Source organism: Streptacidiphilus rugosus AM-16 (genome assembly GCF_000744655.1).
In the GTDB taxonomy this organism is placed as follows: domain Bacteria; phylum Actinomycetota; class Actinomycetes; order Streptomycetales; family Streptomycetaceae; genus Streptacidiphilus; species Streptacidiphilus rugosus.
Genome location: NZ_JQMJ01000004.1, coordinates 3,221,235 through 3,246,040 on the forward strand (window position 1 = coordinate 3,221,235; position 24,806 = coordinate 3,246,040).

The window sequence follows — 24,806 nt, forward strand, 5'->3', positions numbered from 1 at the left end:
GCGGCGCCGGCCGCACGACGCCGTTCCCGCGCGTCGGCTCACCCCGACCGCGCAATTGCTGTTCTGTTCTGCACTCACCAGGCATCAAGGACGTGACGCGATGACTGCCCATCAGGCGAAGGCCGACGGCGACCTCCTCACCCGGGCCCGCACCTGGCTGGCCGAGGACCCCGACCCGGAGACCCGCGAGGAGCTCTCCAACCTGCTCGCCGCCGCGGAGCGGGGACCGGGCGAGTCGAGCGCGGCGGCCTGGTCGGAGCTGGCCGAACGCTTCAGCGGCACCCTCCAGTTCGGCACCGCCGGTCTGCGCGGCGAGATGGGCGCCGGACCGATGCGGATGAACCGCGCGGTGGTCATCCGCGCCGCGATGGGCCTGGCCTCCTACCTCAAGCGCGAGTCCGGCAACGGCCTGGTCGTGATCGGCTACGACGCCCGGCACAACTCCGAGGCCTTCGCCAGGGACACCGCGGCCGTGATGATCGGCCAGGGTCTCAAGGCCGCGCTGCTGCCCGGGCCGCTGCCCACCCCGGTCCTCGCCTACGCCGTCCGCCACTTCGGCGCGGCGGCCGGTGTGGCCGTCACCGCCAGCCACAACCCGCCCCGCGACAACGGCTACAAGGTCTACCTGGGCGGCTCCTTCGGCGGCTCGCAGATCGTCCCGCCGCACGACGCGGGCATCGCCGCGGAGATCGAGGCCGTCGGCACCCTGGACGAGATCCCGCTGGCGGTCGAGGGCTGGGACGTGCTCTCCGAGGCCGAGGCGCTGGAGCCGTACCTCGCCCGCGCCGCCACCGTCGTCGACGAGCACGCCCCGCGCGACCTCGCCGTCGTCTACACCCCGATGCACGGCGTCGGCCGCGGCACCTTCCTCGCCGCGTTCGAGCGCGCCGGCTTCCCCGCCCCCGTCGTGGTCGCCGCCCAGGGCGATCCCGACCCGGCCTTCCCGACCGTCTCCTTCCCCAACCCGGAGGAGCCCGGCGCGATGGACCTGGCGTTCGCGGCCGCCGCCGAGCACCAGCCGGACCTCGTCATCGCCAACGACCCCGACGCCGACCGGCTCGCCGTCGCCGTGCACGACCCTTCGGCGGCGGGCGGCGCCGACAGCGGCTGGCGGATGCTGCGCGGCGACGAGGTCGGCGCGCTGCTGGCCGCGCACCTGGTCGCCAAGGGCGCCAAGGGGACGTTCGCGACGACGATCGTCTCCTCCTCGCTGCTCGGCCGCATCGCCGCGGCGGCGGGCCTCGGCTACGAGGAGACGCTGACCGGCTTCAAGTGGCTCTCGCGGGTGGACGACCTGCGTTACGGCTTCGAGGAGGCGCTCGGCTACTGCGTCGACCCCGACGCCGTCCGCGACAAGGACGGGGTCACCGCCGCGCTGCTGATGGCCGAGCTGGCGGCGACCCTGAAGTCCCAGGGCCGCACGCTGCAGGACCTGCTCGACGACCTCGCCGCGACCCACGGCCTGCACGCCACCGACCAGCTCTCGGTCCGCGTCGCCGACCTGCGCGTCATCTCCGACGCGATGGCCAGGCTGCGCGAGCACCCGCCGACCCGGCTGGCGGGCCTGCACGTCGACTCGGCGGAGGACCTGGAGGCGGGCTCCGAGGCGCTGCCCCCCACGGACGGACTCCGCTACCACCTCAGCGGCGAGGGCGTGACCGGCGCGCGCGTCGTGGTGCGGCCCTCGGGGACCGAGCCGAAGCTGAAGTGCTACCTGGAGGTCGTCGTCCCGGTCGACAGCCGGGCCGAGCTGGGCGCGGCCCGCGAGCGGGCCGCCTCGCTGCTGGCCGCGCTGAAGACGGACCTGGGGACCGCGGCCGGACTCTGAACCGGACTCCGAGCCCCTGGGCGTTTCGGCCGGACGGCTCTGACATGCTGTCGGAGTGTCGATATCTGGAGCCGAACGGCTGATCCCTGTCCCCGGCGTGCCCAACTTCCGCGACGCCGGGGGCCTGCCGACCGCGTCGGGCGGCCGGATGGCGCAGGCGCTGTTCTACCGTTCGGCCTCGCTGCACCTGCTCACCGAGGAGGGCGCCCGCCACCTCGCCGAGGAGCTCGGCCTGCGCACCGTGATCGACCTGCGCTCGCAGATCGAGCGAGACGTCTGGCCGGACCGCGTGCTCGCCGACGGCATCGAGGTGCTCCACCTGCCGACCTTCCCGCCCCGCGTCCCCACCCAGGAACCGGCGGCGCCCGAGGAGCGCGAGGAGCCCGAGGTACGCGAGGATCGGGACGAGCAGCGCGAGGATCGGGACGAGCGCGACGCGGAGGCGGGCGCGGACAGCCTCGACGGCCTCTACGCCTTCATGGCCGCGACGGCCGGCCCGGCGATCGCCGCGTCGGCCCGCGCGCTGGCCCGTCCGGGCGCCCTCCCGGCCCTGGTCCACTGCGCCGTGGGCAAGGACCGCACCGGCGTGACGGTGGCGACCATCCAGTCCGCGCTGGGCGTCTCCGACGAGGACATCGTGGCGGACTACCACTTCTCCAACTCCGCCCTCGGCCTGGACAAGGGCCCGGTCTACTACATCGACGAACACGGCGAGGAACGCCGCTCCTCCCCGATCCACCCGGCCCTGATGACGGCCTTCCTCACCACCATCCGCGCCACCCACGGCGACGCCGCCGCCTACCTCCTCGCCCACGGCGTCACCGAATCCGACCTCGCCACCCTGCGCGCGGCCCTGCTCTGACCCCGCGCACGGCCGTCGCCTTCGGCGCCGATCGCGAGCCCGCCTACCGCACGAAGTCGGGCCAGAAGGGAACGGTGCCGCGAGGGTTCCAGCAGTCGAGGTGCTCGTGCTCGTCCCCGAACTCGTGGCTGACGTAATCGGCGAGGTCTTCGCCGTAGTAGATGATGTCCGTGCCCCAGACGGAAAAGACCGGGTGCCCGTGGGTTCCGCGGCCTGCGGGCAGGAACCGGTGTCCGTAGAGGGGCACCAGCTGGGGCACGGTCGCAAGGTGCTGCTCGGCGAGAGATCGCGCCGCCTCGCCGTCGACGGGGCGGACGCCCCACGAGGGGTGCCAGTAGCCGTGTTGGACCGACCTGAGCACGCCGTCCACCGGCCACCCGAGGCGGTGGCGGAGGTCGTCGGGGTCGGCGCCGCGCCAGTCGGGCCACGGCTGGTCCCAGGTGGCTCCTTCCTGCGGCGGCGAGCTGACCGGCAGTCCGGCCGCGAGGAAGGCACGGTGATCGTCCGAGAACCGGAAACCGTAGGTCTCCTCGATCCGCTCGAACTCCTCGTCGCCGAGCCCCCGCTCGAAGGTGCAGCAGTCGGCCTCCCGCAGGCGGCGGGCCGCTTCGGCCCCGAGCCGGGCCGCGTCAGTGTCGATCACGGCCTGACAGTAGCGTCCCGTCCGGCCGGGATCAGCTGAGTTTCCCCGCGCACGCCCCACGCCACCGGCGTGCGGACGGTCCTCGACGAACGGGACCCTCCGCAGCGGGTGGGCGGGCTGTGCGCGCAGCCGGGGCACTGCGGGGCTCGTCAGCCGACGGCGAGAATGATGATCAGGGCCAGCACGCCGGCGACGATCGGGGCGATGAAAGCCCAGTTCCAGGCGACCTTGACGTCAGGGGTCGGCGTGTCAGGGTGCCGCTTGTGGTAGGCCTCGGCGACGCCGTTCAGTTCCACGGCAGCCTTGTCGGCCACCGCCTGGGTCGGTGCGGCGGGAGCGGACGGCGCGCCGTACGCGGACGTGCCCTTGCCGCCGCGGGAGGAGAGCTGGCCGCGGTCGCCCGCGGCGATCATGGAGCGGCGGCCGGCACGCTTGCGCTGGCGCAGGGAGACGGGAATCGCCCAGATCACGAACTTGCGGCCGCCCGCACGCAGCTCCACCGAGAGCTGCGCGGTCACGGACTCGACCGCGCCCCAGGGGGCGTCGATCGTGCGGAACGGGTTGCGGACCAGCAGCCGCTCGGCGCCCGAGCGGACGACCGGCCAGATCGTGAAGGCCACGACCAGCGGGATGCCGCCCACCAGCACCGCCGCGGACAGCGCGGGGGCCGTGCCGCCGCCCTTGAACATCGCGTCGATGCAGAGCCAGAGCATGAGCACCAGAATCAGGCCGCCGCCGGCCACCCCGCCGCCGGAGCGGTAGGTCTTGTCGGCGTAGACGGGCTCCTCCTGCGCCGCAGGCGCGGACGCGGCCGCGGGAGCAGGCGCCGGCTCGGCCGCAGGCGTCGGCTCCGGCGCGGGCGTCGGCTCCGCCGCGGGCTGGGGCGCGGCTTCCGCCGCGGCCTCGGGCGTCGCAGCCGGAACGCCGTTGTCCTCGCTGCTGGGGTCCGTGTTCGCACGGTCCGGGGTGTCGCTCATGGTCACCGATTCTGCCCCAGGTTGGGGCGTTCCCCGCGACCGCGCGGGTCTCGGAATGGCATCGGGCCCGGAGGCCCGCCGTGCGCCCCGGCGATCGTCTCGGTCCGGCAACGTCACACGGACGCCCCCCTGACGAAACGCTACGCGTGTAGATATGCTGGATTGGTGAGCATGTCGTCCTCCCCCCTCTCCGCCAGCGGGCTCGCCGAGATCGCCTCCTCCGAGGCGTCCCTGCGTCGCTTCCTGCACGGCCTCCCCGGCATCGACGCCGTGGGCCTGCAGGCGCGCGCCGCCGGACTCGGCACCCGGTCGATCAAGACCACTGCCAAGGCCTACGCCATCGATCTGGCCATCTCCATGATCGACCTGACCACGCTGGAGGGTGCGGACACCCCCGGCAAGGTCCGGTCGCTCTGTCAAAAGGCCAGGAACCCCGATCCGGGCGACCCGTCCGTGCCGCACACCGCGGCCGTCTGCGTCTACCCGGACATGGTCCCCATCGCCAAGGAGGCCCTCGGCGGCGCGCCGATCAACGTCGCCGCCGTCGCCACCGCCTTCCCCTCCGGCCGGGCCGGGCTGCCGGTCAAGCTGGCCGACACCGCCGAGGCCGTCGCCGCAGGCGCCGACGAGGTCGACATGGTCATCGACCGGGGAGCCTTCCTCTCCGGCCGGTACCTGGAGATCTACGAGCTGATCGCCGAGATCAAGAAGGCCTGCGTCCGCCCGGACGGTACCGCCGCCCATCTCAAGGTGATCTTCGAGACCGGCGAGCTCGTCACCTACGACAACATCCGCCGCGCCTCCTGGCTCGCGATGCTCGCCGGGGCCGACTTCATCAAGACCTCCACCGGCAAGGTCGCCGTCAACGCGACCCCCGCCAACACCCTGGTGCTGCTGGAAGCCGTCCGCGACTTCCGCGCCGCCACCGGTGTACAGGTGGGAGTGAAGCCCGCCGGGGGTATCCGTACCACCAAGGACGCCATGAAGTACCTGGTCATGGTGAACGAGATCCTCGGTGACGACTGGCTGAGCCCGGACTGGTTCCGATTCGGCGCGTCCAGCCTGCTCAACGATCTGCTCATGCAGCGGCAGAAGCTGGCCTCGGGCCGCTACTCCGGTCCCGACTACGTGACGGTGGACTGATCACCATGGCTCAACTCTTCGAGTACGCCCCCGCGCCCGAGTCGCGCGCCGCCGCAGGCGACATCGCCTCGACGTACGGGCACTACATCGACGGCGAGTTCGTCGAATCCACCGGATCCGAGGCGCTGAAGACCGTCGACCCCTCCACCGAGGAGGTGCTGGCCGAGTTCGCCCAGGGCACCGAGGGCGACGTCGACCGCGCCGTCGCGGCCGCCCGCAAGGCGTTCACCTCCTGGTCGGCGCTGCCGGGCGTGGAGCGCGGCAAGTACCTGTTCCGGATCGCCAGGATCATCCAGGAGCGCTCGCGCGAGCTGGCCGTCCTGGAGTCGATCGACAACGGCAAGCCGATCAAGGAGACCCGCGACGTCGACCTGCCGCTGGTCGCCGCGCACTTCTTCTACTACGCGGGCTGGGCCGACAAGCTGGAGTTCGCCGGCTACGGCCCGAACCCGCGCCCGGTGGGCGTCGCGGCGCAGGTCATCCCGTGGAACTTCCCGCTGCTGATGCTGGCCTGGAAGATCGCACCGGCGCTCGCCACCGGCAACACCGTCGTCCTCAAGCCCGCCGAGACGACTCCCCTCACCGCCCTGCGCTTCGCGGAGATCTGCCGCCAGGCCGGGCTCCCCAAGGGCGTCGTCAACATCGTCACCGGCGACGGCCGCACCGGCGCCGCGCTGACCGGGCACCCGGGCGTCGACAAGGTCGCCTTCACCGGTTCGACCGAGGTCGGCCGTGCCATCGCCCGCACCCTCGCCGGCACCCGGACCCGGCTCAGCCTGGAGCTGGGCGGCAAGGCTGCGAACATCGTCTTCGACGACGCGCCGGTCGACCAGGCGGTCGAGGGCATCGTCGACGGCATCTTCTTCAACCAGGGCCACGTCTGCTGCGCGGGCTCCCGGCTGCTGGTGCAGGAGTCCGTCCACGACGAGGTGCTGGAGGCGCTCAAGCGCCGGATGTCCACGCTCCGGGTGGGCGACCCGCTGGACAAGAACACCGACATCGGCGCCATCAACTCGGCCGCGCAGCTCGCCCGGATCCAGGAGCTGACGACGGCCGGAGAGGCCGAGGGCGCCGAGCGCTGGTCGCCGTCCTGCGAACTGCCCGCCGCGGGCTACTGGTTCGCGCCGACGGTGTTCAGCAACGTCAGCGCCACCCACCGGATCGCGCGCGAGGAGATCTTCGGCCCGGTGCTGTCCGTGCTGACCTTCCGCACGCCGGAGGAGGCCGTCGCCAAGGCCAACAACACCCCGTACGGGCTCTCGGCCGGCATCTGGACCGAGAAGGGCTCGCGGATCCTGTGGACGGCGAGCAGGCTGCGCGCCGGCGTGGTGTGGTCCAACACGTTCAACAAGTTCGACCCGACCTCGCCCTTCGGCGGCTACAAGGAGTCGGGCTACGGCCGCGAGGGCGGTCGCCACGGTCTGGAGGCCTACCTCGATGTCTGAGCCCACGACTGCGCTCCGCCTGGACGTCTACAAGACCTACAAGCTCTACGTGGGCGGCAAGTTCCCGCGCTCCGAGAGCGGACGGGTGTACGAGGTGACCGACCGCAAGACCGGCGAGTGGCTGGCCAACGCCCCGCAGGGCACCCGTAAGGACACCCGCGACGCGGTCGCCGCCGCGCGCAAGGCCTTCGGCGGCTGGTCGGGCGCGACGGCGTACAACCGCGGGCAGATCCTCTACCGCGCGGCCGAGATGCTGCAGGGTCGCCGCGACCAGTACGTCGCCGAGGTCGCGGTGTCGGAGGGGCTGACCGCGAAGAAGGCCGCGCCGCTGGTCGACGCGGCGATCGACCGCCTGGTCTGGTACGCGGGCTGGACGGACAAGGTCGCCCAGATCGCGGGCGGCGCCAACCCGGTCGCCGGTCCGTACTTCAACCTGTCCACGCCCGAGGCGACGGGCGTCGTCGGGGTGATCGCGCCGCAGTCCGGCACCGGCCACTCGCTGCTCGGCCTGGTCTCCGTGCTCGCGCCGGTCATCGCGACGGGCAACACGGCGGTCGTGGCGCTCGCCCCGAACGCCCCGCTCCCCGGCCTCTCGCTGGGCGAGGTGCTGGCCACCTCCGACCTGCCCGGCGGCGTGGTCAACCTGCTCTCCGGCCGCACCGAGGACATCGCCCCGACCCTGGCCTCGCACGCCGACGTCAACGCCCTGGACCTCGCGGGCGTCGTCGCCGAGGACGGCCCGGCCTCGGCCAAGGCGCTGGAGACCCTGGCCGCGGACACACTCAAGCGCGTCCGGCGTCCCGACTCCGCCACGTCCGACTGGACGGCCGCACCGGGCACCGACCGGTTGCTCGCCTTCCTGGAGACCAAGACGGTCTGGCACCCGATGGGCATGTGACCACCGGGCTCCGCCCCGCCCGCCGCCCTCCGGTCAGCTCACCGCCGACCAGAAGGCGGCGGGCGGCGTCGCGTTCGAGGCCAGCGTGATCGAGGACGGCAGCGCCGTGGAGTTCCCGGTGGTGTTCTGGAAGAACCGGAACGCGGACGCGGCCAGGTTGAGATTGCCCACCGCCCCGCCGGCGTTGCGGCCGAGCGCGGGCGCCCCGGTGAAGCCGGACGCCATCACGCACGCGTAGACGTAGCCGGGGGTCACCACCGTCGGGGTGATCGCCACCGACTGCAGCCCGGCTGTCGCCAGGGCCGCGTCGGCGCTGCCCGAGGCCACCAGTGAGGCGGTGGCGCCGCCCGGCTGCGCCACGTACAGGCCGAAGAAGTTCCGCCCGGCGGTGACCGTGGTCGCCGCCGTGGCCACGTCGAACCAGACCTTGGAAAGGGTGGTGACGTAGCGCACCGGCAGCTTCACGAAGTAGGCCGTGCCGGAGACCAGGGCGGACCCTGCGGAGATCGCCGCCGGGTCGTAGGCCCAGGCGGTCAGCCCGTGGTCCTCGGCCTGCCAGGTGTTGCCGACCACGGCCTTGGTGTGGGCGTAGACGTCCCCGCCGTGGGAGGTCCTGGCGTTCAGCACCAGCGGGGTGATCGCGCCGTTGTCCACGATGTTGGGCGTGAACGCCGTGTCGTTCTCGATGGTCCCGCCGATCACCGTCGGCGACAGCACGCCGCTCGCGAAGCGCATGTTGGCGACGGCGTTGTTCTCCAGGTAGGGGTCGTTCACGGTGGTGGCCACACCGGTGGGCCCGATGTCGATGCCCACCCCCGCCCCGTCCTGCACGTTCGGGGACTGCAGCGAGCAGGACTTCGCGTTGACGTAGATCCCGGTGCTGGTCGCGTCGGACGTGGAGAGCGAGACCCGGCCGCCGAGCACGTGGTTGTTGTTCGAGCCGTTCGCGAAACGGACCCCGACCGCGTTGGCCCCGCCCACGGTGATCTGGCACCAGTTGACCCAGTTGTAGTAGGCGCTGCCGCCGTTGACGTCGATGCCGACGTTCGGGGCGCCGGTCGAGCTGCCGATCACCAGCCGGGTGAAGTCGGAGTAGACGAAGCTGGTCGCGTCGACGGCGGTGCCGACGGGCGTGCCACTGGTCTGCAGGATGGTGAGGTCGCGGAGGTTGAAGTGGCGCCGGGTCGTGTCCGCCATCCCGAACAGGGTCGGGTTGACCGTCCCGTCGAAGCGGAGCACGGTGCCCGGGCCCGCGCCCTGCAGGGTGACCTTGTCGACGGCCGTGATCCTGGCCTGGTTGCACAGGTAGCTGCCGTTCGGCAGGTAGACCACACCGCCGGGGCCCGCCAGCGAGTTCAGCGCCTGCTGGATCGCAGCGGTGCTGTCGGTGGCCCCGGTCGGGTCCGCCCCGAAGCCGGTGACCGCGTTGACCCAGTCCGTCACGCCCTGCCCGGTGCTCGCCGCCTCGGCGGCAGTCGACGGCAGCGCGACACTCAGCGCGGAGAGCCCGGCCGCACCGGCGACCGTACGGGCGAGAAGGCTGCGTCGGCTCGTCACTGAAGGCTCCACCCCGGCGGCGCGGGGCCGCCCTCTGGCGTACTCGATTTCGTTCGATCCCGTGCGATCGGACCGGGGGACGCTACCAGGAGCCTTCCTGGGGATGTCACACTGGTGCTCCGTGAGTACTTCTTCCGTGAACACCGCCCACGTCGTGCTGCTCTGCGGCCCCTCCGGTTCCGGAAAGTCCACCCTCGCCGAGCGCGCCGGCCTCCCGGTGCTCCAGCTCGACGACTTCTACAAGAACGGCGACGACCCCACCCTCCCCCGTCTCCCCGACGGCAGCGTGGACTGGGACGACCCGCTCTCCTGGCACTTCGACCGAGCGGTCGACGCGATCCGCGCGCTCTGCGAGGAAGGCTCGACGGACGTCCCGGTCTACTCCATCCCCGCGAACGGCGCCGTAGGCAGCCGTCGCCTGGAGATCTCCGGCCCGGTCTTCGTCGCCGAGGGCATCTTCGCCGCCGAGATCGTCCGCGCCTGCGAGGCCGAAGGCCTCCTCGCCGACGCGATCTGCCTGCGCAACCGTCCGATGACGACGGCCTACCGCCGCTTCCTCCGCGACGTGCGCGAGGCCCGCAAGTCGGTCCCCTACCTCCTGCGCCGCGGCTACCGCCTGATGCGCGCCGAGCGCGCCCTGGTCACCCACCAGCAGTCGCTGGGCGCGTACGCCTGCGACGGCCACGAAGCACTCGACAGGCTTCGGTCCGTCGCAGCACCCCAGGGGCGCGCGGCTGTGCTCGCCGGCGGCTCCGCCGCGTAGACCCGAGCCCGCCAGGGGCGCGAGGAACGGCGCGACAAGCCACCGACATGCGGATGGTCCTCGACGCGCAGGGCCATCCGCACAGGGGGGTTACTCGCGCGGTTCCTCGCGCCCCTGGCGGGTTGCACCTGGCCGAAGGCGAAAAGGCCTGGGCGGCGACGTCCCCCGACGTCGGCGCCCAGGCCTCGTGCTGCTGCGGACCACCCCCGTGCCCGCAGCATCCCCCCTCGATAAAGTCCTTACGCGACCAGCTCGCCGAAGGCGTGTCCCAGGTCGCCGTCCTGCGAGGCCAGCGTCTCGTCCTCGCGCAGCCGGCGCAGTGCGCGCCAGATGCTGCTCTTGACCGTGCCCACCGAGATGCCGAGCACGTCGGCGATCTCCGGGTCGGTCTTGCCCTCGTAGTAGCGCAGCACCAGCATCGTCCGCTGGTTCTCCGGCAGCTTCGCCAGCGCCTGCCACAGCACCGCGCGCAGCTCCGTGCCGCCCATCGCGTCGCTGTCGCCGACCGTCTCCGGCATCTCCTCGGTCGGGTACTCGTTGACCTTGCGCCGCCGCCAGGCGGAGATGTGCAGGTTGGTCATGGTGCGGCGCATGTAACCGCCGACCGCGGCCTTGTCGGAGATCCGGTCCCAGGCCCGGTACGTGCTGAAGAGCGCGCTCTGCAGCAGGTCCTCGGCCGCGTAACGGTCACCGGTGAGGTGGTACGCGGTCGCGTACAGGGAGGCGCGGCGCTCTCGCACGTACGCGGTGAATTCGTCCTCCACCTGCGACAGGTGCGTCCCCGTCGCCGCGTCTCCCTGTACCGCCTCGGCCGTCGGCTCCCCCACCTGCCGGCCGTTCCCCGTCCCCCCGGGCAGTGCGCGCAGCCGCAGCGTCATCGTGCTGCCGGAGTCCATGGAACCGACCGGTCCCCCCTGGCGTCCGATTCCATGAACGTGCTGCTTGGTGCCGTAGGACGCCGTACGAACGGAGTACAGCGGCTGAGGCAGGGTCGCGGCGGCCTTGGCGGCCTGGGCCTCGATGACTGCGTTCATCGTGTGCTCCCTCGGTGTCCGGTAGTGCTGGGTTCCGTCGGGCCCCCGTTGGTTCAACCCGACAGAGAAAATCCTGCCTGGGGGTCGTCATGGCGCTGTCCGCCGACTGTCACAGGCGTGTCACAGAGGCCCGTGCGCGGGAACAGCGGGGATGCGGCGCTCGATCCGGCGCTGCGCGTAGGCCACAATGAACGCCGTGTCTCACCTGTTGCTCATCGAGGACGACGATGCGATCCGCACCGGCCTCGAACTCGCGCTGACCCGGCAGGGCCACCGTGTCTCGTCCGCCGCGTCCGGCGAGGACGGGCTCCGGCTCTTCAAGGAGCAGCGGCCGGACCTCATCGTGCTGGACGTCATGCTGCCCGGCATCGACGGCTTCGAGGTCTGCCGCCGGATCCGTCGCACCGACCAGCTGCCGATCATCCTGCTGACCGCGCGCTCCGACGACATCGACGTGGTCGTGGGCCTGGAGTCGGGCGCGGACGACTACGTCGTCAAGCCGGTCCAGCCGCGCGTGCTGGACGCGCGGATCCGCGCGGTGCTGCGCCGCGGCGAGCGGGAGAGCTCGGACTCGGCGGTCTTCGGCGACGTGGTCATCGACCGCAACGCGATGATCGTGACCAAGTCCGGCAACGAGCTCCAGCTCACCCCGACCGAACTGCGGCTGCTGCTGGAGCTGAGCCGGCGTCCCGGTCAGGCGCTGTCGCGCCAGCAGCTGCTGCGGCTGGTCTGGGAGCACGACTACCTGGGCGACTCCCGGCTGGTGGACGCCTGCGTCCAGCGGCTGCGGGCCAAGGTGGAGGACGTCCCGTCCGCACCGACCCTGATCCGCACGGTCCGCGGCGTCGGCTACCGCCTGGACACCCCCGCGTGACCGACCGACCCGGCACGGAATCCGAGCCGCACCCCGTGCGCCCGCGCGCGAGTTGGCTGGCCCGGCGGCTGCGGCTGTCCTCGCTGCGGATACGGATGGTGGCCGTGTTCGCGGTGGTCGCGCTGGCCGCCGCCGCGTCCTCGTCCGGCATCGCCTACTGGCTCAACCGGGACGCGGTGCTCAAGCGCACCCAGGACAACACGCTGGCCGACTTCCGCAGTTCGCTGGACCGGACCTTCACGGCGATGCCGCTGAACCCCAGCTGCGACGAGCTGAAGCGGGCCGCCCGGGTCGTGGCCAGCACCGGACTCCGCTACGACGTGCTGCTCACCACGCCGGACTGCTCCTACTCCACCAGCGGCGAGTTCACCCCCTCCACGGTGCCGGCCGCGCTGCAGGAGCAGGTCGGCAAGCCCTGCGGGCACTGCACCGCGGACCCCGGCCAGTACCACCTGTTCTGGCAGCGGGTCAGCCTCGACGGCCTTCCCTACCTGGTCGGCGGCACCAAGGTGCTGCCCAACGGGCCCACGGCGTACATGTTCAAGTCGCTGGACGACGAACGTCGCGACATGGACTCGCTCGCCTGGTCGCTCGGCATCGCGACGCTGCTGGCCCTGGTCGGCGCGGCGCTGCTGGCGCAGGCCGCCGCCGCGACCGTGCTGCGCCCGGTCGCCCGCCTGGCCGAAGCCGCCCGCCAGCTCGGCGAGGGCAACCTCGCCACCCGGCTGGAAGTGACCGGCCAGGACGAACTCGCCGAGCTGTCACGGACCTTCAACCACACGGCGGCGGCGCTGGAGGAGCAGGTCGACGAGCTGAGCGCGCGCGAGCACGCCAGCCGCCGCTTCGTCGCCGACATGTCGCACGAGCTGCGCACCCCGCTGACCGCAATGACGGCGGTGACGGACATCCTGGAAGACGAGGCCGACACCCTCGACCCCATGATCGAGCCGGCGGTCCGCCTGGTCGTCAGCGAGACCCGCAGGCTCACCGAACTGGTCGAGAACCTGATGGAGGTGACCCGCTTCGACGCGGGCACCGCCAAGGTGGTCGTCGACGAGGTCGACATCACGGACCTGATCACCTCGACCATCGACGCGCGGGCCTGGCTGGACGCGGTCGAGGTCGACGCCGAGCGCGGCCTGCTGGTGCGGGTCGACCCGCGCCGGATCGACGTGGTGCTGGCCAACCTGATCGGCAACGCGCTCAAGCACGGCGGCTCGCCGGTCCGGGTGCGCGCCTACGAGGAGGCCGGGTCCGACGGCGACTGGCTGGTCGTCGAGGTCGCCGACGGCGGCCCGGGCATCCCCGAGGACGTGCTGCCGCACGTCTTCGACCGCTTCTTCAAGGCGGACGCCTCGCGTCGCCGCTCCGAGGGCAGCGGCCTCGGCCTGTCCATCGCCATGGAGAACGCACGCATCCACGGCGGCACCATCTCGGCGGCCAACGCGCAGGACGGAGTGGGCGCGGTCTTCACGCTCCGGCTGCCGAAGACCCCGCCGGCGGAAGGCAGCACACAGCAATGACGGCGTTGAGGAGATCGGTGCGTGGGCGCAGCACGTACGTCACGGCCGTGTCGGCGGTGTCCGCGGTGACCGCGGTGCTCGCGCTGAGCGGCTGCGGCATCCGCAGTACCGCGGTGCCGGTCGACGCGGGTCTGCCGGCCTCGCGTACCGCCTGTCCGCCGACACCGGGTGCGACGGCCGCGACCCCGCCCAGCCTGCCGCCCGACCTGGCCAGCGCGGAGGCGACCTACCTGTTTCCGCCGCTGCCCTCGACGACGCCGTGGGAGCAGCTCGCCTCCGCGGTTCCCGAGCCCTGGCCCAGCGTCAGATCGTCCGACCGCGGCGGGACGGCGAGGCCGGGGACGAGCACCACGCCCGCGCCCGCAGCCACCCGTGCCCCGGCCAGGTCCCTCCCTGCGGCGGGATCGACGTCGTCGGCGTCGGGCTGCCTGGGCGAGCCGGCTCCGACGGCGTCCGCCCGGTGACCGCCGACACGGGCCGCGCCGCAACCGCAGGCACCGCGCCGGGCGTCCCTGCAGGCGTGCAGCACGCAGGGAGCAGCGGCGACACCGTGGCGGGCGGCGCTTCGCGGGGCCAGGTGCACGCGGGCGCCCGGCGACTCGGGCTGTTGCTGTTGACGGTGCATCTGGCCGTGCTGCTCTGGGTCTGTCTGCACAGCACGCCGTCCGTCTGGCTGGCGGACAGCAATCTGACGCCCCTGGCCTCGGTCCGGCTCGAAATCGCCTCGGGCACCTGGCACGCCTATCTGGAACTGCTGGGCAGTCTGCTGGTGCTGGCCCCGCTGGGCGTGCTGCTCCCGCTCGCGGGCGGAAGGCTCGACTCGCCGCTGCTGACCTCGTTCACCCGGACCCTGCTGGCCGGCGTGCTGGTGGCGACGGGTCAGGAGGTGCTGCAGACCACGCTCTCGCTGCGGTTGCTGAACGTCGACGACATCCTGCTGGCCTGCGTCGGCATCGCGCTGACGCACCTCGCGGTGGTTCCCGCCACCCGCTCCTGGCTGCGCCGCCGCGTCGGCGCGCAACCGCCCGGCCCGCACGCCCCCGAGGCGCACCCCGAGAGCGCCCCTGGGGTCACCCCTGAGACTTTCCCCGATGCCAGGTCCGCCTCAGGGACGGTACCCGCAAGGGTCCGAATCATCGGTCGGGCTGACGGAACGGGGCTTCCGGCGCGAGAGGCTTGAGACATCAAGTCACCGGCCGGTGCGAGAGCGCCGAGGCCCGATCGTCTGGAGTGATCGCATGTCCGCCACCCTCGCCCGCCCTCGTCGCGGCCGCATGATCGGCGGCGTCTGCGCGGGCCTCGCCCGGCGCTTCGGGGTGAGCCCGCTCACCGTGCGCGTGCTCTTCCTGCTGTCCTGCCTGCTGCCCGGCCCGCAGTTCCTCATATACCTGGCCCTGTGGCTCGTCCTCCCCGCGGAGGACTGACCTTCCCGGAGGGCCAGTTGCACCACCCCGGGGGCGCGGGGAACTGCGCGCCCCCGGCGCGCGGACGCGGCGCCTCACAACGACGGGCCAGTGCACCACCGAGGGGCGCGGGGAACTGCGCGACAAGCCGCCCGAATGCCGATGGTCCTCAACGCGCAGGGCCATCCGCACAGGGGGGTTACTCGCGCAGTTCCCCGTCCGCCGCAGGCGCTAGCCGATCGACGGCGCGTGGACCGGCAGGCCGTGGAGCGCGTCGAGCGCGTGGCCCGTGCCGCCGGAGAGCTGGTCCGCGCCCGGCAGCCCGCCGAGAACGCCGCCCACGGCCGGCAGGCCGTCCCGCCGCTGCGGCATCGCGCGCGTCGAGGAGACCGGCAGCGAGGACGTCGCGCCCTGGACCGTCGGCGCGGTGTTGTTGATCAGACCCTGCGCCGTCGAGGTCACGTCGTGCAGACCGCCGTTCGGCGCGGTGAGCGCAGAGGTCTCGCCGGTCAGCGAGCTGACCTGCGGCAGTCCACCGAGCGGGTCCGCCGCGGCCGGACCGGCGACAGCCGCGACGACCGCGACACCCAGCACGGCGGTACCGGCCGCCTGCAGCGTGGCCTTCTTCATGAGCAGTCTCCTCGATCTTCTGGTGTCCTGCCTGCGAGCCCGGCGATGACGCTGCGTGCTCGACTGGCCGCCCAAGGTATCCACGAGGCGTTGCCCGTCCCAAATCCCGGGTCGCCCGATCGGGTGACCCGGGGATCGGGGTCAGGAGAAGAGCCACTCCGCCTTGAGCGAGGCGTAGCCCGGCTTGATCACGTCGTTGATCATCGCCAGCCGCTCGTCGAAGGGGATGAACGCGCTCTTCATCGCGTTGACGGTGAACCACTGCATGTCGTCCAGCGTGTAGCCGAAGGCGTCGACGAGGTGGCCGAACTCCTCGCTCATGCTGGTCCCGCTCATCAGCCGGTTGTCGGTGTTGACGGTGACCCTGAAGTGCAGCCTGCGCAGCAGCCCGATCGGGTGCTCCGCGTAGGAGGCGGCCGCGCCGGTCTGCAGGTTGGAGGTGGGGCACATCTCCAGGGGGATGCGCTTGTCGCGCAGGTACGCGGCCAGCCGGCCGAGCTTCACCTCGCCGTCGGGCTCGACGGTGATGTCGTCGATGATGCGCACGCCGTGACCGAGGCGGTCGGCGCCGCAGCACTGGATCGCCTCCCAGATGGAGGGCAGGCCGAAGGCCTCGCCGGCGTGGATGGTGAAGTGGTTGTTCTCGCCCGCCAGGTACTCGAAGGCGTCCAGGTGCCGGGTCGGCGGGTGGCCCGCCTCGGCGCCGGCGATGTCGAAGCCGACCACGCCCATGTCGCGGTAGCGGTTGGCGAGTTCGGCGATCTCGCGGGAGCGGGCTGCGTGCCGCATGGCGGTCAGCAGGGTGCCGACGCGGATCCGGTCGCCGTTGTCGCGGGCCCGCTGCTCGCCCAGGCGGAAGCCCTCGTTGACGGCCTCGACGACCTGGTCGAGGGTGAGGCCGCGCTCCAGATGCTGCTCGGGCGCGTAACGGACCTCGGCGTAGACGACGCCGTCGGCGGCGAGGTCCTCCGCGCAGTCCGCGGCGACGCGGATCAGCGCCTCGCGGGTCTGCATGACGGCGCAGGTGTGCGCGAAGGTCTCCAGGTACCGCTCCAGCGAGCCGGAGTCGGCGGCGTCGCGGAACCACTGACCGAGCTTGTCCGGCTCCCGCTCCGGCAGGGCGTCGTAACCGATCGCCTCGGCGAGCTCAATGATCGTCCCGGGGCGCAGGCCTCCGTCGAGATGATCGTGCAGGACCACCTTGGGGGCGCGTCGGATCTGCTCCGGGGTGGCGGCGGGCGTCTGACTGCTGAGGCTGGGGGGCGTATGGGTCACCATTGACCGATGGTAGCTCCTACGCGCGTAGATTTCCACGCGACGCAGGAGCCGCCCACCGCGTTTCGTGCCGCCCTTTCTGCCGCGCTCCCTCCTGCTTCAGCTCATCAGCTCGTAGATCAGGTTGAACGGGGTCTCCGAGGCCCGGCGGAAGTGCGCGAAGCCCGCCTCGGCCGCCACCTCGCGGGTGCGCTCCTCGCCCGCCTGCGCACCGAGCGCCCGGCCGACCTCCTGCGCCTGCGAGGCCGGGACGCAGACCATGGACGAGGCCGCGTACATGGCCCGGCTGAGCGGGTGCAGGTTCTCCGCAAGGTCGTCGGCCGCGTTCGGCTCCACCAGCATGACCACGCCGCCGTCGGTGAGCCGCGCCCGGCAGTGCGAGAGCGCGCCGACGGGGTCGCCCATGTCGTGCAGGCAGTCGAAGAAGGTGATCAGGTCGTACGGACCGCCGCCGAAGTCGGCCGACCCGGCCGTACGGAAGTCGACCCGCGCGGCCAGACCACTCTGCTCCGCCGCCGCCTTGGCCTGGTCGATCGAGGGCGCGTGGTAGTCGAAGCCGACGCAGTGCGCCTTCGGGAAGGCGCGCGCCATCTGCATGGTCGACCAGCCGATCCCGCAGCCCACGTCCGCCACGCTGCCGCCGTTGTTCAGCCGGTCCACCACGCCGTTCAGCGAGGGCAGCCACATGTCGACCAGGAAGGCCGCGTAGCCGTTGCGGAAGAAGCGGCCGACGCTCGGGAACAGCTCGGGGATGTGCTGCTCCCAGCCCATGCCGCCGCCCTTGACGAAGGCCTGCTCCAGCTTGTCGCGGGTCTCGTGCGCCGCGCAGGCCGAGAAGAGCTGGAAGCCGCTCGGCGCGTAGTAGGGACTGTCCTGCTGGGTGAAGACGACCGTCTGCTCCGGGCTCAGCCGGAACCGTCCGTCCGGGTCGAGCGTGACGTAGCCGCTGGCCGCCATGGCCGCGAGCCACTCACGGACGTTGCGTTCCTGGGTGCCGGTCCGCGCGGCCAGTTCGATCGAGCTGACGGGCGCACCGTCCGCCATAGCCGTGAAGATGCCGAGCCGCTCCCCGATCACCATCAACGGCGCGATCGCCACCGCGCCCAGATCGGTGAGCACCTTGCCCATCAGGCTCTCCATCGCATTCTCGTCGACGACCTCGTCCCTGGTGACCTCCAGGTTCACAAAGCGCGGCGCCTCGACGCAGGCTTCCCGCAGTTCCTCGGCGAGGTGCCGGGTCTCGGGCAGATCGCTGTTGCGCATCGCCTCCTCGTAGGAGGGGAACTCGACGATCTGCATGAAGTGGGACGGCTTGTCGCGGTCCTTGCCGGTGGTCGCGTGGTGGGCGGTCCGCTTGCCCTCGGTGATCCGCAGCCACTCGTCCATCAGCCGATCGACGCGGTCTTCCTCGGTGGTTTCGTACTCAATCACTTGCACGAACGTCATGTCGATCAACCCCCTTTCAGAGGTACAGGACCAGCGTCCCGCGCGCGCCGAATCACCACAACCCGGATAATCCGTTCGTTCTCGGACAGTAAGAAGCCGGTCAGCCGTGCAGCGGCAGCCGGTCCTTCATGGAGAGCACGTAGTCCCTGAACGACACCGCGGGCGGCGGGAGCGGCCGCACCGCCGACCAGACCAGAGCCAGCTCCCGGCGCGCCGAGGCCGAGGTGAGCGCGAGCTCCACCACGTCCGGCCTGGGCAGCGAGGCGGGCGGCAGCACGGCGACCCCGAGCCCGGCCGCGGCCAGCCCGCGCAAGGTCTCCGCCTCCTCCCCCTCGAAGGAGACCCGCGGCGCGAAGCCCGCCTCCGCGCACAGCGCGTCGGTGATCCGCCGCAGGCCGTAGCCCGGCTCCAGGGTGACGAAGGGTTCCTCCGCCACCTCCTCCAGCCGCACCCGGCGACGTCCCGCGAGCCGGTGGTCGGTCGGCACGACCAGGCAGAGCCGCTGCTCGCCCATCCGACGGGAGGTCAGCTCCGGTCCCTCCGGGCGGGGCGAGACCAGGCAGAGGTCCAGCTCGCCCTCGCGCAGCCGGGCCAGCATCGAGTCGGTGTAGTCCTGCACCAGCTGGAAGCGCACCCGCGGGTACTCCGTGCGGAAGCCGCGCAACAGCATCGGCACCGCCTCCGAGCCCATGGTGTGCAGGAAGGCGAAGGCCACCCGGCCGCCGGTCGGATCGGCCTCCGCCCGCGCGGCGTCCGCGCCCCGCTCCAGCTCGGCCAGCGCGCGCTCGGTCGAGGCCAGGAAGATCCGCCCGGCGCGGGTCAGCCGGACGGCGCGGCCCTCGCGGGCGAGCAGGGCGACGCCCAAGTCCGCCTCCAGCCGCGCCACGGCCCGACTCAGCGTCGGCTGCGGCATGCCCAGCTCCGCCGCCGCGCGCGTCACGTGCTCGCGCCGCGCCACGGCGGCGAACTGCGCCAGCAGCGGCGAGAGCAGCGCCGCGGGTGATGTGGGCGACAGCTCGGCCGGCTCGACGGGCAGGGGAAGCGGCTCCGAACTGGGCTCATACGTCATGGCATCGATCATTCATCATTCATGTATTGGACGCATCAATGGGACGGTCCTAACGTCAGCAGCATGCCAGCGGTCGCACGCACAGCAGCCAGCATCCGAACCTCGACTCCGTCTCCGACGACGTCCGCCACCGACGTCCGCCACCTTCCCGGCTCGCCCGGCCTGCGCCGGACGCAGCTCGCCCTGTTCGGCGCGGGCCTGGCGACCTTCCTGCTGCTCTACTCGACCCAGGCGCTGCTCCCCTCCCTCTCCGCGGGCCTGCACCTGACGCCGGGCCAGGCGAGCTGGACCGTCTCGGCCGCGTCCATCGGCCTGGCCGTCGCAGTGATCCCGATCAGCGCCCTGTCCGAGCGTTTCGGCCGGACCAGGATCATGACGGTCTCGGTCTTCGCCGCGGTCGCGATCGCGCTGGTGCTTCCGTTCACCGGAGACCTCGCCACGCTCACGGCCCTGCGCGCGCTGCAGGGCGTGGCCCTTGCCGGTCTCCCGGCGACGGCGATGGCCTACCTCGCCGAGGAGGTGCACCCCACGGCGCTGGCCTCGGCCATGGGTCTGTACGTCGCAGGGAACTCCATCGGCGGCATGAGCGGCCGACTGCTCTCCGGCGTGGTAGCAGGCGCCTACGGCTGGCGGGCGGGGCTGGCGACGGTGGCCGTCGCGGCGCTGGTCTGCGCGGTGGCCTTCCGGCTGCTGATCCCCCGCGCGCGGTGCTTCCGTCCCGGCCCGGTCAACCCGCGGGCCCTGTGGCGCACCGTCACCGGCCATGTGGCGAACCCGCTGCTGGCCCGGCTCTTCGCGCTGGGACTGCTGTTCATGACGGTCTTCGGCGCGGTGTACACGGTGCTCGGCTACCGCCTCGTCGCCGCTCCCTTCGGGCTGCCGCAGGGAGTCGCCAGCTCGATCTTCGTCGTCTACCTGGTCGGCACCCTCGCCTCCGCGGCGAGCGCCCGCGTCGGCGCCAGGCTCGGCCGCCGCGGCGCGCTGTACGCGGCGGTGGCCACGACCAGCCTGGGCCTGCTGCTCACCCTCCCGCAGTCGCTGACGCTGACCCTGATCGGCCTGGTCCTCATCACCGCGGGCTTCTTCACCGGCCACTGCGTCGCCTCGGCGGCGGTCGGCCGGACCGCGACCCACGGCCGCGCCCAGGCCTCGGCGCTCTACCTGGCCGCGTACTACCTCGGCAACAGCGTCGGCGGTGCGGCGGGCGCGGACGCGTACCACTCGGTCGGCTGGGTCGGCACGGTCGCCGTCGCCCTGGCGGCGATGGCCCTGGCGGGCGGTGTCACCTTCTACGGCACCCTCCGCGCCCGCCCGTCGCGCCGGAGTCTCGGCGTGACGGCCTGATCAACGTGTGGCGGCGACCGCCCTGACGGCCTGGTCGGCCTGGTCCAGCGCCCTGGTCGCCCTGGCCGCGTCGTCGGTGAGCGCCGCGGCGGAAGCCCCGCTGAGCCGGTCGGTGATGTACTGCAGGACGGCGAGGCTCCCGTCCATGAAGTGGGAGTTCCACGCGTCGAGCCCGGTGGTCGAGGTGATCCCGGCGTCCCACAGCGCGTGCTGGGCCTGGCCGTAGACACCGCCGGCCACCTGCTGCTCCCAGTCCATGTCGGGCTTCGCCCAGGCCAGGAGGGATCCCGGGTCGTTCCCCATCCGCTGTCCCGAGGCGAGCACGCCTCGCTCGTGGTCGTCGGCGCTCTGGAGGACGGCGGCCGCCTTGGCGCCCCCGACAGCCTTGGCCGGCGTCGCATGCACGGCTGTGGGCCGCTGGGTCGACACGGGCGTCGCCATCGACCGCGCGACCTTCGCTGTGACGACCGGCGCTGCCGCCGAGCGGCCGGCGACGCCCGCACCGCAGCCCGTGAGCGCCAGCACGCCGATCAGTCCGCCCGCGGCGATGGCTGCGCGCATGGTGGATCCCCGTTCGATCTTTCCCGCCCCGATGGTGTCGCAAGATCGTACTGGCCTGGCGGTTCCGGGGTACTCGTCGAGTGGGTGGTGCAGGTGCGGCCGGCAGGCGATTCCGTCCGGCTCGGGCCGCACGCCGCACGCCGCACGGCGACGCGCCGCTCGAGCCGGGCCGAGGCGTGGCGCTGCCCGGCACGCTGAGGGTCCGCCCTCAGCACCGCAGGGGCCGCCGCCTTCGCGTCGCCGACCGCGCTCACAACTCGTCAGGACGCCGGTGTCGACCGCCTGATCATGAAGACGTCCACCGGGTCCTCCGACTCCTGCGTGAAGCCGTGCCGCTCGTACAGCCGGCGGGCCTGGCTGCCCTGGAGCACGTTCAGGCGGACCGCACGGCCCTCCGCGTCCGCGCGGCGCAACAGCGCGTCGAGGACGGCCGAGCCTATGCCGCGGCCCTGGACGTCGGGGTCGAGGTAGAAGTGCTCCAGCCAGTAGGCGTCGGCGGCGGGTCGCAGGGCCACGCAGCCGACGAGCCTCCCTTCCGCCTCGATCACCGCGGTGTGGCCCGACTCGAAGCCGTCCCTGAACCGCTGACGCACGCGGTGGGGGTCGTAGCGGCCGAGCCGTTCCAGGTCCGGCCGCATCACGACCGCGCGGATCTCCGCCACCAGCTCCACGTCCGCCGCGACCGCCGGTCTGATCGTCCAGTTCTCCATGATCGGCATGCTACGGCGGTGCGCCGTGCGGGTGACCTTCCGTCCGGGACCTCTCCCAACTGGGTACCGCCCAGTGGATCCCTGCGCCGAGCGAAGAGAGAGGTGACCATGCCGGAGTCCGGCGAAACGCCCGGTGACGCGGCCGCCCCCGCACCGTCGGAACCGCGGTCGACTCGCCGCCGCCGACTGCGCTGGGCCGCCCTCGGCACCGCGCTCGTCCTGGCCGGAACCGCCGGCTGGTGCGTCCAGGACGCGCTCACCGCGCCCGGACGCGGCAGCGCGCAGACGAAGCTGGCCCACTGGGGTCGCTGCCACGGCCTGTCCACCGTCGTCGATCTCGTCGACAACCGGCACCAGCCCGCCGCCGCGCACGACGCCTGCGGCACCGCGATCGCGACCGTACACGCCGCGCCGGTCCGGCCCAGGCCGAAGCCGACGCCCACCGTCCCGCCGATCCCGCTGCACGCGGCGGTCCAGCCGCTGGTCTCGCCCGCGCTCCCTGGCGAGGGGGTGTTCAAGCCGCTGTCACTGGTCGACGGCCAGCCGGCGATCCAGAGCGCGACGGTCCGGCCCGACGCCACGGACACCGAATTCATGATCGGCGTCGTCTGGATGAAGCAGCACGACCTCCGCTTCGACCTGCACCCCGGCGTCTCCGAGCCCGGCGGCAACTGGACCGTCCCGGCCACCATCGCGCCCGGTCGGCGCACCGGTCTGCTGGCCGCCTACAACGGCGGCTTCAAGGTCTCCAACGGCGACTCGCACGGCGGCTTCTACCTCGACGGCCGGACCATCGGCGAACTGCGCGACGGCGCGGCCTCCGAGGTCTTCCACCGCGACGGCACGGTCACCGTGGGCGTGTGGGGACAGGACGCGCGGATGGCCCCCGACGTGGTCGGCGTGCGCCAGTGCCTGGTCCCGCTGGTGCGCAACGGCCGGGTCACCGAGGACGCGCTCTACGGCGGCACCAGCACCTGGGGCTTCACCGACGGCGGCTACGCCGTCGTGCCGCGGTCGGGCGTCGGCATCGACCGCAACGGCGAGCTGATCTACGTCGGCGGCCGCGCACTGACCGTCCAGTCGCTCGCGACGATGCTCCAGCGCGCGGGCGCGGTCACCGCGATGATGCTGGACATCAACCTCAGCTGGCCGTCGTTCATCTCCTACGACTCCACCAAGAACCCGCACGACCCGGTCCCGCACAACATCGTCAACTTCGTCCGCGACCCCACCCGCTACTACGACTACTCCAGCCGCGACTTCGTGGCGGTCTACGCCCGCACACCCGCGACGACCGTGACGACGACGGCCCGGGGACAGGCAGGACGCTGAGGTCCTGCCCGGCCACGGGCCGTGCTCCTGTTCCGCCCTGCGGTCAGGCGATCCGGTCCAGCACGATGGGGGTCGGCCGGTACGACGTCCCCTCCGCGCCGACGGTGATCGCGTCCGGCGCGGCGAGGGCCTCCAGGGCGTAGTCGAAGCGCTCGGGGGTGTCCGTGTGCAGGGTCAGCAGCGGCTGGCCGGCGGTGACGCGGTCGCCCGGCTTGGCGTGGAGTTCGACGCCCGCGCCCGCCTGCACCGGGTCCTCCTTGCGCGCGCGGCCCGCGCCGAGACGCCAGGCCGCGACGCCGACGGCGTAGGCGTCGAGACCGGTGAGCACGCCGGTGGCCGGGGCGGTGAGCACGTGCTGTTCGCGAGCGACCGGCAGGGCCGCGTCAGGGTCCCCGCCCTGGGCGGAGATCATGCGACGCCAGTGGTCCATCGCCGAGCCGTCCTTCAGCGCGGTCTCAGGGTCCTTTCCGGTGACGCCCGCCGCGGCCAGCATCTCGCGCGCCAGCGCGAGCGTCAGCTCCACGACGTCGGCCGGGCCGCCGCCCGCCAGCACCTCGACCGACTCCCGCACCTCCAGCGCGTTGCCGGCCGTCAGGCCGAGCGGGGTGCTCATGTCGGTCAGCAGCGCGACGGTGTTGACGCCGGCGTTGGTGCCCAGCCCGACCATGGTGCGGGCGAGCTCCTGCGCGTCAGCGAGGTTCTTCATGAAGGCGCCCGAGCCGACCTTCACGTCCAGCACCAGCGCGCCGGTGCCCTCGGCGATCTTCTTCGACATGATCGAGGAGGCGATCAGCGGGATTGCCTCGACCGTGCCGGTGACGTCCCGCAGGGCGTAGAGCTTCTTGTCGGCGGGGGCGAGCCCGTCGCCCGCCGCACAGATGACCGCACCGGCCTCGCGCAGCACGTGCATCATCTCGTCGTTGGAGAGCAGCGCCCGCCAGCCGGGGATCGACTCCAGCTTGTCCAGCGTCCCGCCGGTGTGCCCGAGGCCGCGCCCGGAGAGCTGCGGCACGGCCGCGCCGCAGGCGGCGACGAGCGGCGCGAGCGGAAGGGTGATCTTGTCGCCGACGCCGCCGGTGGAGTGCTTGTCGCTGGTGGGCAGCGGCAGCGCGGAGAAGTCCATCCGGACGCCGGAGCGGATCATCGCCTCGGTCCAGCGGGAGATCTCGCGCAGATTCATCCCGTTCAGCAGGATCGCCATGGCGAGAGCGGACATCTGCTCGTCGGCGACCTCGCCGCGCGTGTAGGCGTCGATGACCCAGTCGATCTGAACATCGGTCAACTCGGCGCGGTCGCGCTTCGCGCGGATGACGGAGATGGCGTCCACGTGCACTCCATGGTTGTGCGAAGGGGGAGACAGACAGAACTCTACGCGCGTAACCGTCAGTTGCAAGCGCGGCAGGGGCGCGAGGCTGTGCTGTGCGGCTTCGGCGCGTGGGCGGCGCGACGAGCCCGGGCAGACGGGTCGCTCGCAACGCCCAGGGGCGCG

Annotated in this window: 24 protein-coding genes; 13 read left to right on the top strand and 11 right to left on the bottom strand. The window is 72.4% G+C overall.

Going from position 1 to position 24,806, the window contains the following annotated elements; genetic code table 11:
* Positions 1 to 100: 100 nt before the first annotated feature.
* Together BS83_RS23460 and BS83_RS23465 are read left to right on the top strand one after the other, a co-directional pair.
* Positions 101 to 1,828, top strand: a complete 1,728-nt coding sequence (locus tag BS83_RS23460) for a phospho-sugar mutase (RefSeq protein ID WP_037605556.1) — start codon at positions 101 to 103, stop codon at positions 1,826 to 1,828.
* Between the two features lie 55 nt (positions 1,829 to 1,883).
* The gene (locus BS83_RS23465) at positions 1,884 to 2,690 is read left to right on the top strand and encodes a tyrosine-protein phosphatase (RefSeq protein ID WP_084713919.1); all 807 of its coding nucleotides are present in this window, start codon (positions 1,884 to 1,886) and stop codon (positions 2,688 to 2,690) included.
* Positions 2,691 to 2,733: 43 nt separating this feature from the next.
* Here the strand turns inward: BS83_RS23465 and BS83_RS23470 are convergent, their stop codons facing one another.
* Together BS83_RS23470 and BS83_RS23475 are read right to left on the bottom strand one after the other, a co-directional pair.
* Positions 2,734 to 3,333 (bottom strand): hypothetical protein, encoded by a 600-nt coding sequence (locus tag BS83_RS23470; RefSeq protein ID WP_037605559.1) that lies wholly within the window; start codon positions 3,331 to 3,333, stop codon positions 2,734 to 2,736.
* A gap of 149 nt (positions 3,334 to 3,482) precedes the next feature.
* Positions 3,483 to 4,310 (bottom strand): hypothetical protein, encoded by an 828-nt coding sequence (locus BS83_RS23475; RefSeq protein WP_051943722.1) that lies wholly within the window; start codon positions 4,308 to 4,310, stop codon positions 3,483 to 3,485.
* A gap of 171 nt (positions 4,311 to 4,481) precedes the next feature.
* Here BS83_RS23475 and deoC point away from each other — a divergent pair, with 171 nt between their 5' ends.
* The 3 genes from deoC to BS83_RS23490 are packed head-to-tail and all read left to right on the top strand — an operon-like array spanning position 4,482 to position 7,796.
* Positions 4,482 to 5,453: a deoxyribose-phosphate aldolase gene (gene deoC / locus BS83_RS23480; protein WP_037605560.1), complete on the top strand. Its 972-nt coding sequence runs from the start codon at positions 4,482 to 4,484 to the stop codon at positions 5,451 to 5,453.
* A gap of 5 nt (positions 5,454 to 5,458) precedes the next feature.
* The gene (locus BS83_RS23485) at positions 5,459 to 6,898 is read left to right on the top strand and encodes an aldehyde dehydrogenase family protein (RefSeq protein ID WP_037605562.1); all 1,440 of its coding nucleotides are present in this window, start codon (positions 5,459 to 5,461) and stop codon (positions 6,896 to 6,898) included.
* Positions 6,891 to 7,796, top strand: a complete 906-nt coding sequence (locus BS83_RS23490) for an aldehyde dehydrogenase family protein (protein WP_037605564.1) — start codon at positions 6,891 to 6,893, stop codon at positions 7,794 to 7,796. Before BS83_RS23485 ends, BS83_RS23490 begins: the two co-directional genes overlap by 8 nt.
* A gap of 33 nt (positions 7,797 to 7,829) precedes the next feature.
* Here BS83_RS23490 and BS83_RS46605 read toward each other — a convergent pair whose 3' ends face one another.
* A complete protein-coding gene (locus BS83_RS46605; RefSeq protein ID WP_037605565.1) occupies positions 7,830 to 9,353 on the bottom strand; it encodes a glycosyl hydrolase family 28-related protein in 1,524 nt (507 codons plus the stop codon).
* A 121-nt stretch (positions 9,354 to 9,474) separates the two neighbouring features.
* Here BS83_RS46605 and BS83_RS23500 point away from each other — a divergent pair, with 121 nt between their 5' ends.
* Positions 9,475 to 10,116, top strand: coding sequence for a uridine kinase family protein (locus BS83_RS23500; RefSeq protein ID WP_037609719.1), 642 nt, complete (start codon positions 9,475 to 9,477; stop codon positions 10,114 to 10,116).
* A gap of 239 nt (positions 10,117 to 10,355) precedes the next feature.
* Here BS83_RS23500 and BS83_RS23505 read toward each other — a convergent pair whose 3' ends face one another.
* A complete protein-coding gene (locus BS83_RS23505; protein ID WP_063774218.1) occupies positions 10,356 to 11,150 on the bottom strand; it encodes a SigE family RNA polymerase sigma factor in 795 nt (264 codons plus the stop codon).
* 196 nt (positions 11,151 to 11,346) lie between these two features.
* Between BS83_RS23505 and BS83_RS23510 the strand changes: the two genes are divergently transcribed.
* The 5 genes from BS83_RS23510 to BS83_RS23530 are packed head-to-tail and all read left to right on the top strand — an operon-like array spanning position 11,347 to position 14,971.
* Positions 11,347 to 12,024, top strand: a complete 678-nt coding sequence (locus BS83_RS23510; protein WP_198035284.1) for a response regulator transcription factor — start codon at positions 11,347 to 11,349, stop codon at positions 12,022 to 12,024.
* Positions 12,025 to 12,059: 35 nt separating this feature from the next.
* The gene (locus BS83_RS23515; RefSeq protein ID WP_037609721.1) at positions 12,060 to 13,547 is read left to right on the top strand and encodes a sensor histidine kinase; all 1,488 of its coding nucleotides are present in this window, start codon (positions 12,060 to 12,062) and stop codon (positions 13,545 to 13,547) included.
* Between the two features lie 17 nt (positions 13,548 to 13,564).
* The gene (locus BS83_RS46610; RefSeq protein ID WP_198035285.1) at positions 13,565 to 14,011 is read left to right on the top strand and encodes a hypothetical protein; all 447 of its coding nucleotides are present in this window, start codon (positions 13,565 to 13,567) and stop codon (positions 14,009 to 14,011) included.
* Positions 14,008 to 14,727 carry a VanZ family protein gene (locus tag BS83_RS46615; RefSeq protein WP_198035286.1) on the top strand — a complete coding sequence of 240 codons (720 nt, stop codon included), beginning with the start codon at positions 14,008 to 14,010 and terminating at the stop codon, positions 14,725 to 14,727. The genes BS83_RS46610 and BS83_RS46615 overlap by 4 nt, the downstream gene beginning before the upstream one ends.
* Before the next feature lie 58 nt (positions 14,728 to 14,785).
* Positions 14,786 to 14,971 carry a PspC domain-containing protein gene (locus BS83_RS23530; RefSeq protein ID WP_037605569.1) on the top strand — a complete coding sequence of 62 codons (186 nt, stop codon included), beginning with the start codon at positions 14,786 to 14,788 and terminating at the stop codon, positions 14,969 to 14,971.
* Between the two features lie 210 nt (positions 14,972 to 15,181).
* Here the strand turns inward: BS83_RS23530 and BS83_RS23535 are convergent, their stop codons facing one another.
* The 4 genes from BS83_RS23535 to BS83_RS23550 form a co-directional block, all read right to left on the bottom strand.
* A complete protein-coding gene (locus BS83_RS23535) occupies positions 15,182 to 15,580 on the bottom strand; it encodes a hypothetical protein (RefSeq protein ID WP_037605570.1) in 399 nt (132 codons plus the stop codon).
* Positions 15,581 to 15,721: 141 nt separating this feature from the next.
* A complete protein-coding gene (locus BS83_RS23540; protein ID WP_037605575.1) occupies positions 15,722 to 16,858 on the bottom strand; it encodes an adenosine deaminase in 1,137 nt (378 codons plus the stop codon).
* 96 nt (positions 16,859 to 16,954) lie between these two features.
* The gene (locus tag BS83_RS23545) at positions 16,955 to 18,286 is read right to left on the bottom strand and encodes a methyltransferase domain-containing protein (protein ID WP_232248467.1); all 1,332 of its coding nucleotides are present in this window, start codon (positions 18,284 to 18,286) and stop codon (positions 16,955 to 16,957) included.
* A 115-nt stretch (positions 18,287 to 18,401) separates the two neighbouring features.
* Positions 18,402 to 19,370 carry a LysR family transcriptional regulator gene (locus BS83_RS23550; protein ID WP_037609724.1) on the bottom strand — a complete coding sequence of 323 codons (969 nt, stop codon included), beginning with the start codon at positions 19,368 to 19,370 and terminating at the stop codon, positions 18,402 to 18,404.
* Between the two features lie 63 nt (positions 19,371 to 19,433).
* On the opposite strand from BS83_RS23550, the gene BS83_RS23555 reads away from it, so the two are divergent.
* Positions 19,434 to 20,714, top strand: coding sequence for an MFS transporter (locus BS83_RS23555; RefSeq protein WP_037605577.1), 1,281 nt, complete (start codon positions 19,434 to 19,436; stop codon positions 20,712 to 20,714).
* Here BS83_RS23555 and BS83_RS23560 read toward each other — a convergent pair whose 3' ends face one another.
* Positions 20,715 to 21,275 carry a hypothetical protein gene (locus BS83_RS23560; RefSeq protein ID WP_037605580.1) on the bottom strand — a complete coding sequence of 187 codons (561 nt, stop codon included), beginning with the start codon at positions 21,273 to 21,275 and terminating at the stop codon, positions 20,715 to 20,717.
* A 260-nt stretch (positions 21,276 to 21,535) separates the two neighbouring features.
* A complete protein-coding gene (locus tag BS83_RS23565) occupies positions 21,536 to 21,985 on the bottom strand; it encodes a GNAT family N-acetyltransferase (RefSeq protein WP_037609725.1) in 450 nt (149 codons plus the stop codon).
* Between the two features lie 108 nt (positions 21,986 to 22,093).
* On the opposite strand from BS83_RS23565, the gene BS83_RS23570 reads away from it, so the two are divergent.
* A complete protein-coding gene (locus tag BS83_RS23570) occupies positions 22,094 to 23,317 on the top strand; it encodes a phosphodiester glycosidase family protein (protein WP_157597293.1) in 1,224 nt (407 codons plus the stop codon).
* Positions 23,318 to 23,360: 43 nt separating this feature from the next.
* Here the strand turns inward: BS83_RS23570 and BS83_RS23575 are convergent, their stop codons facing one another.
* Entirely contained in the window at positions 23,361 to 24,644 is a 1,284-nt protein-coding gene (locus BS83_RS23575; RefSeq protein WP_037605583.1) for a thymidine phosphorylase, read from the bottom strand.
* Between the last annotated feature and the right edge of the window lie 162 nt (positions 24,645 to 24,806).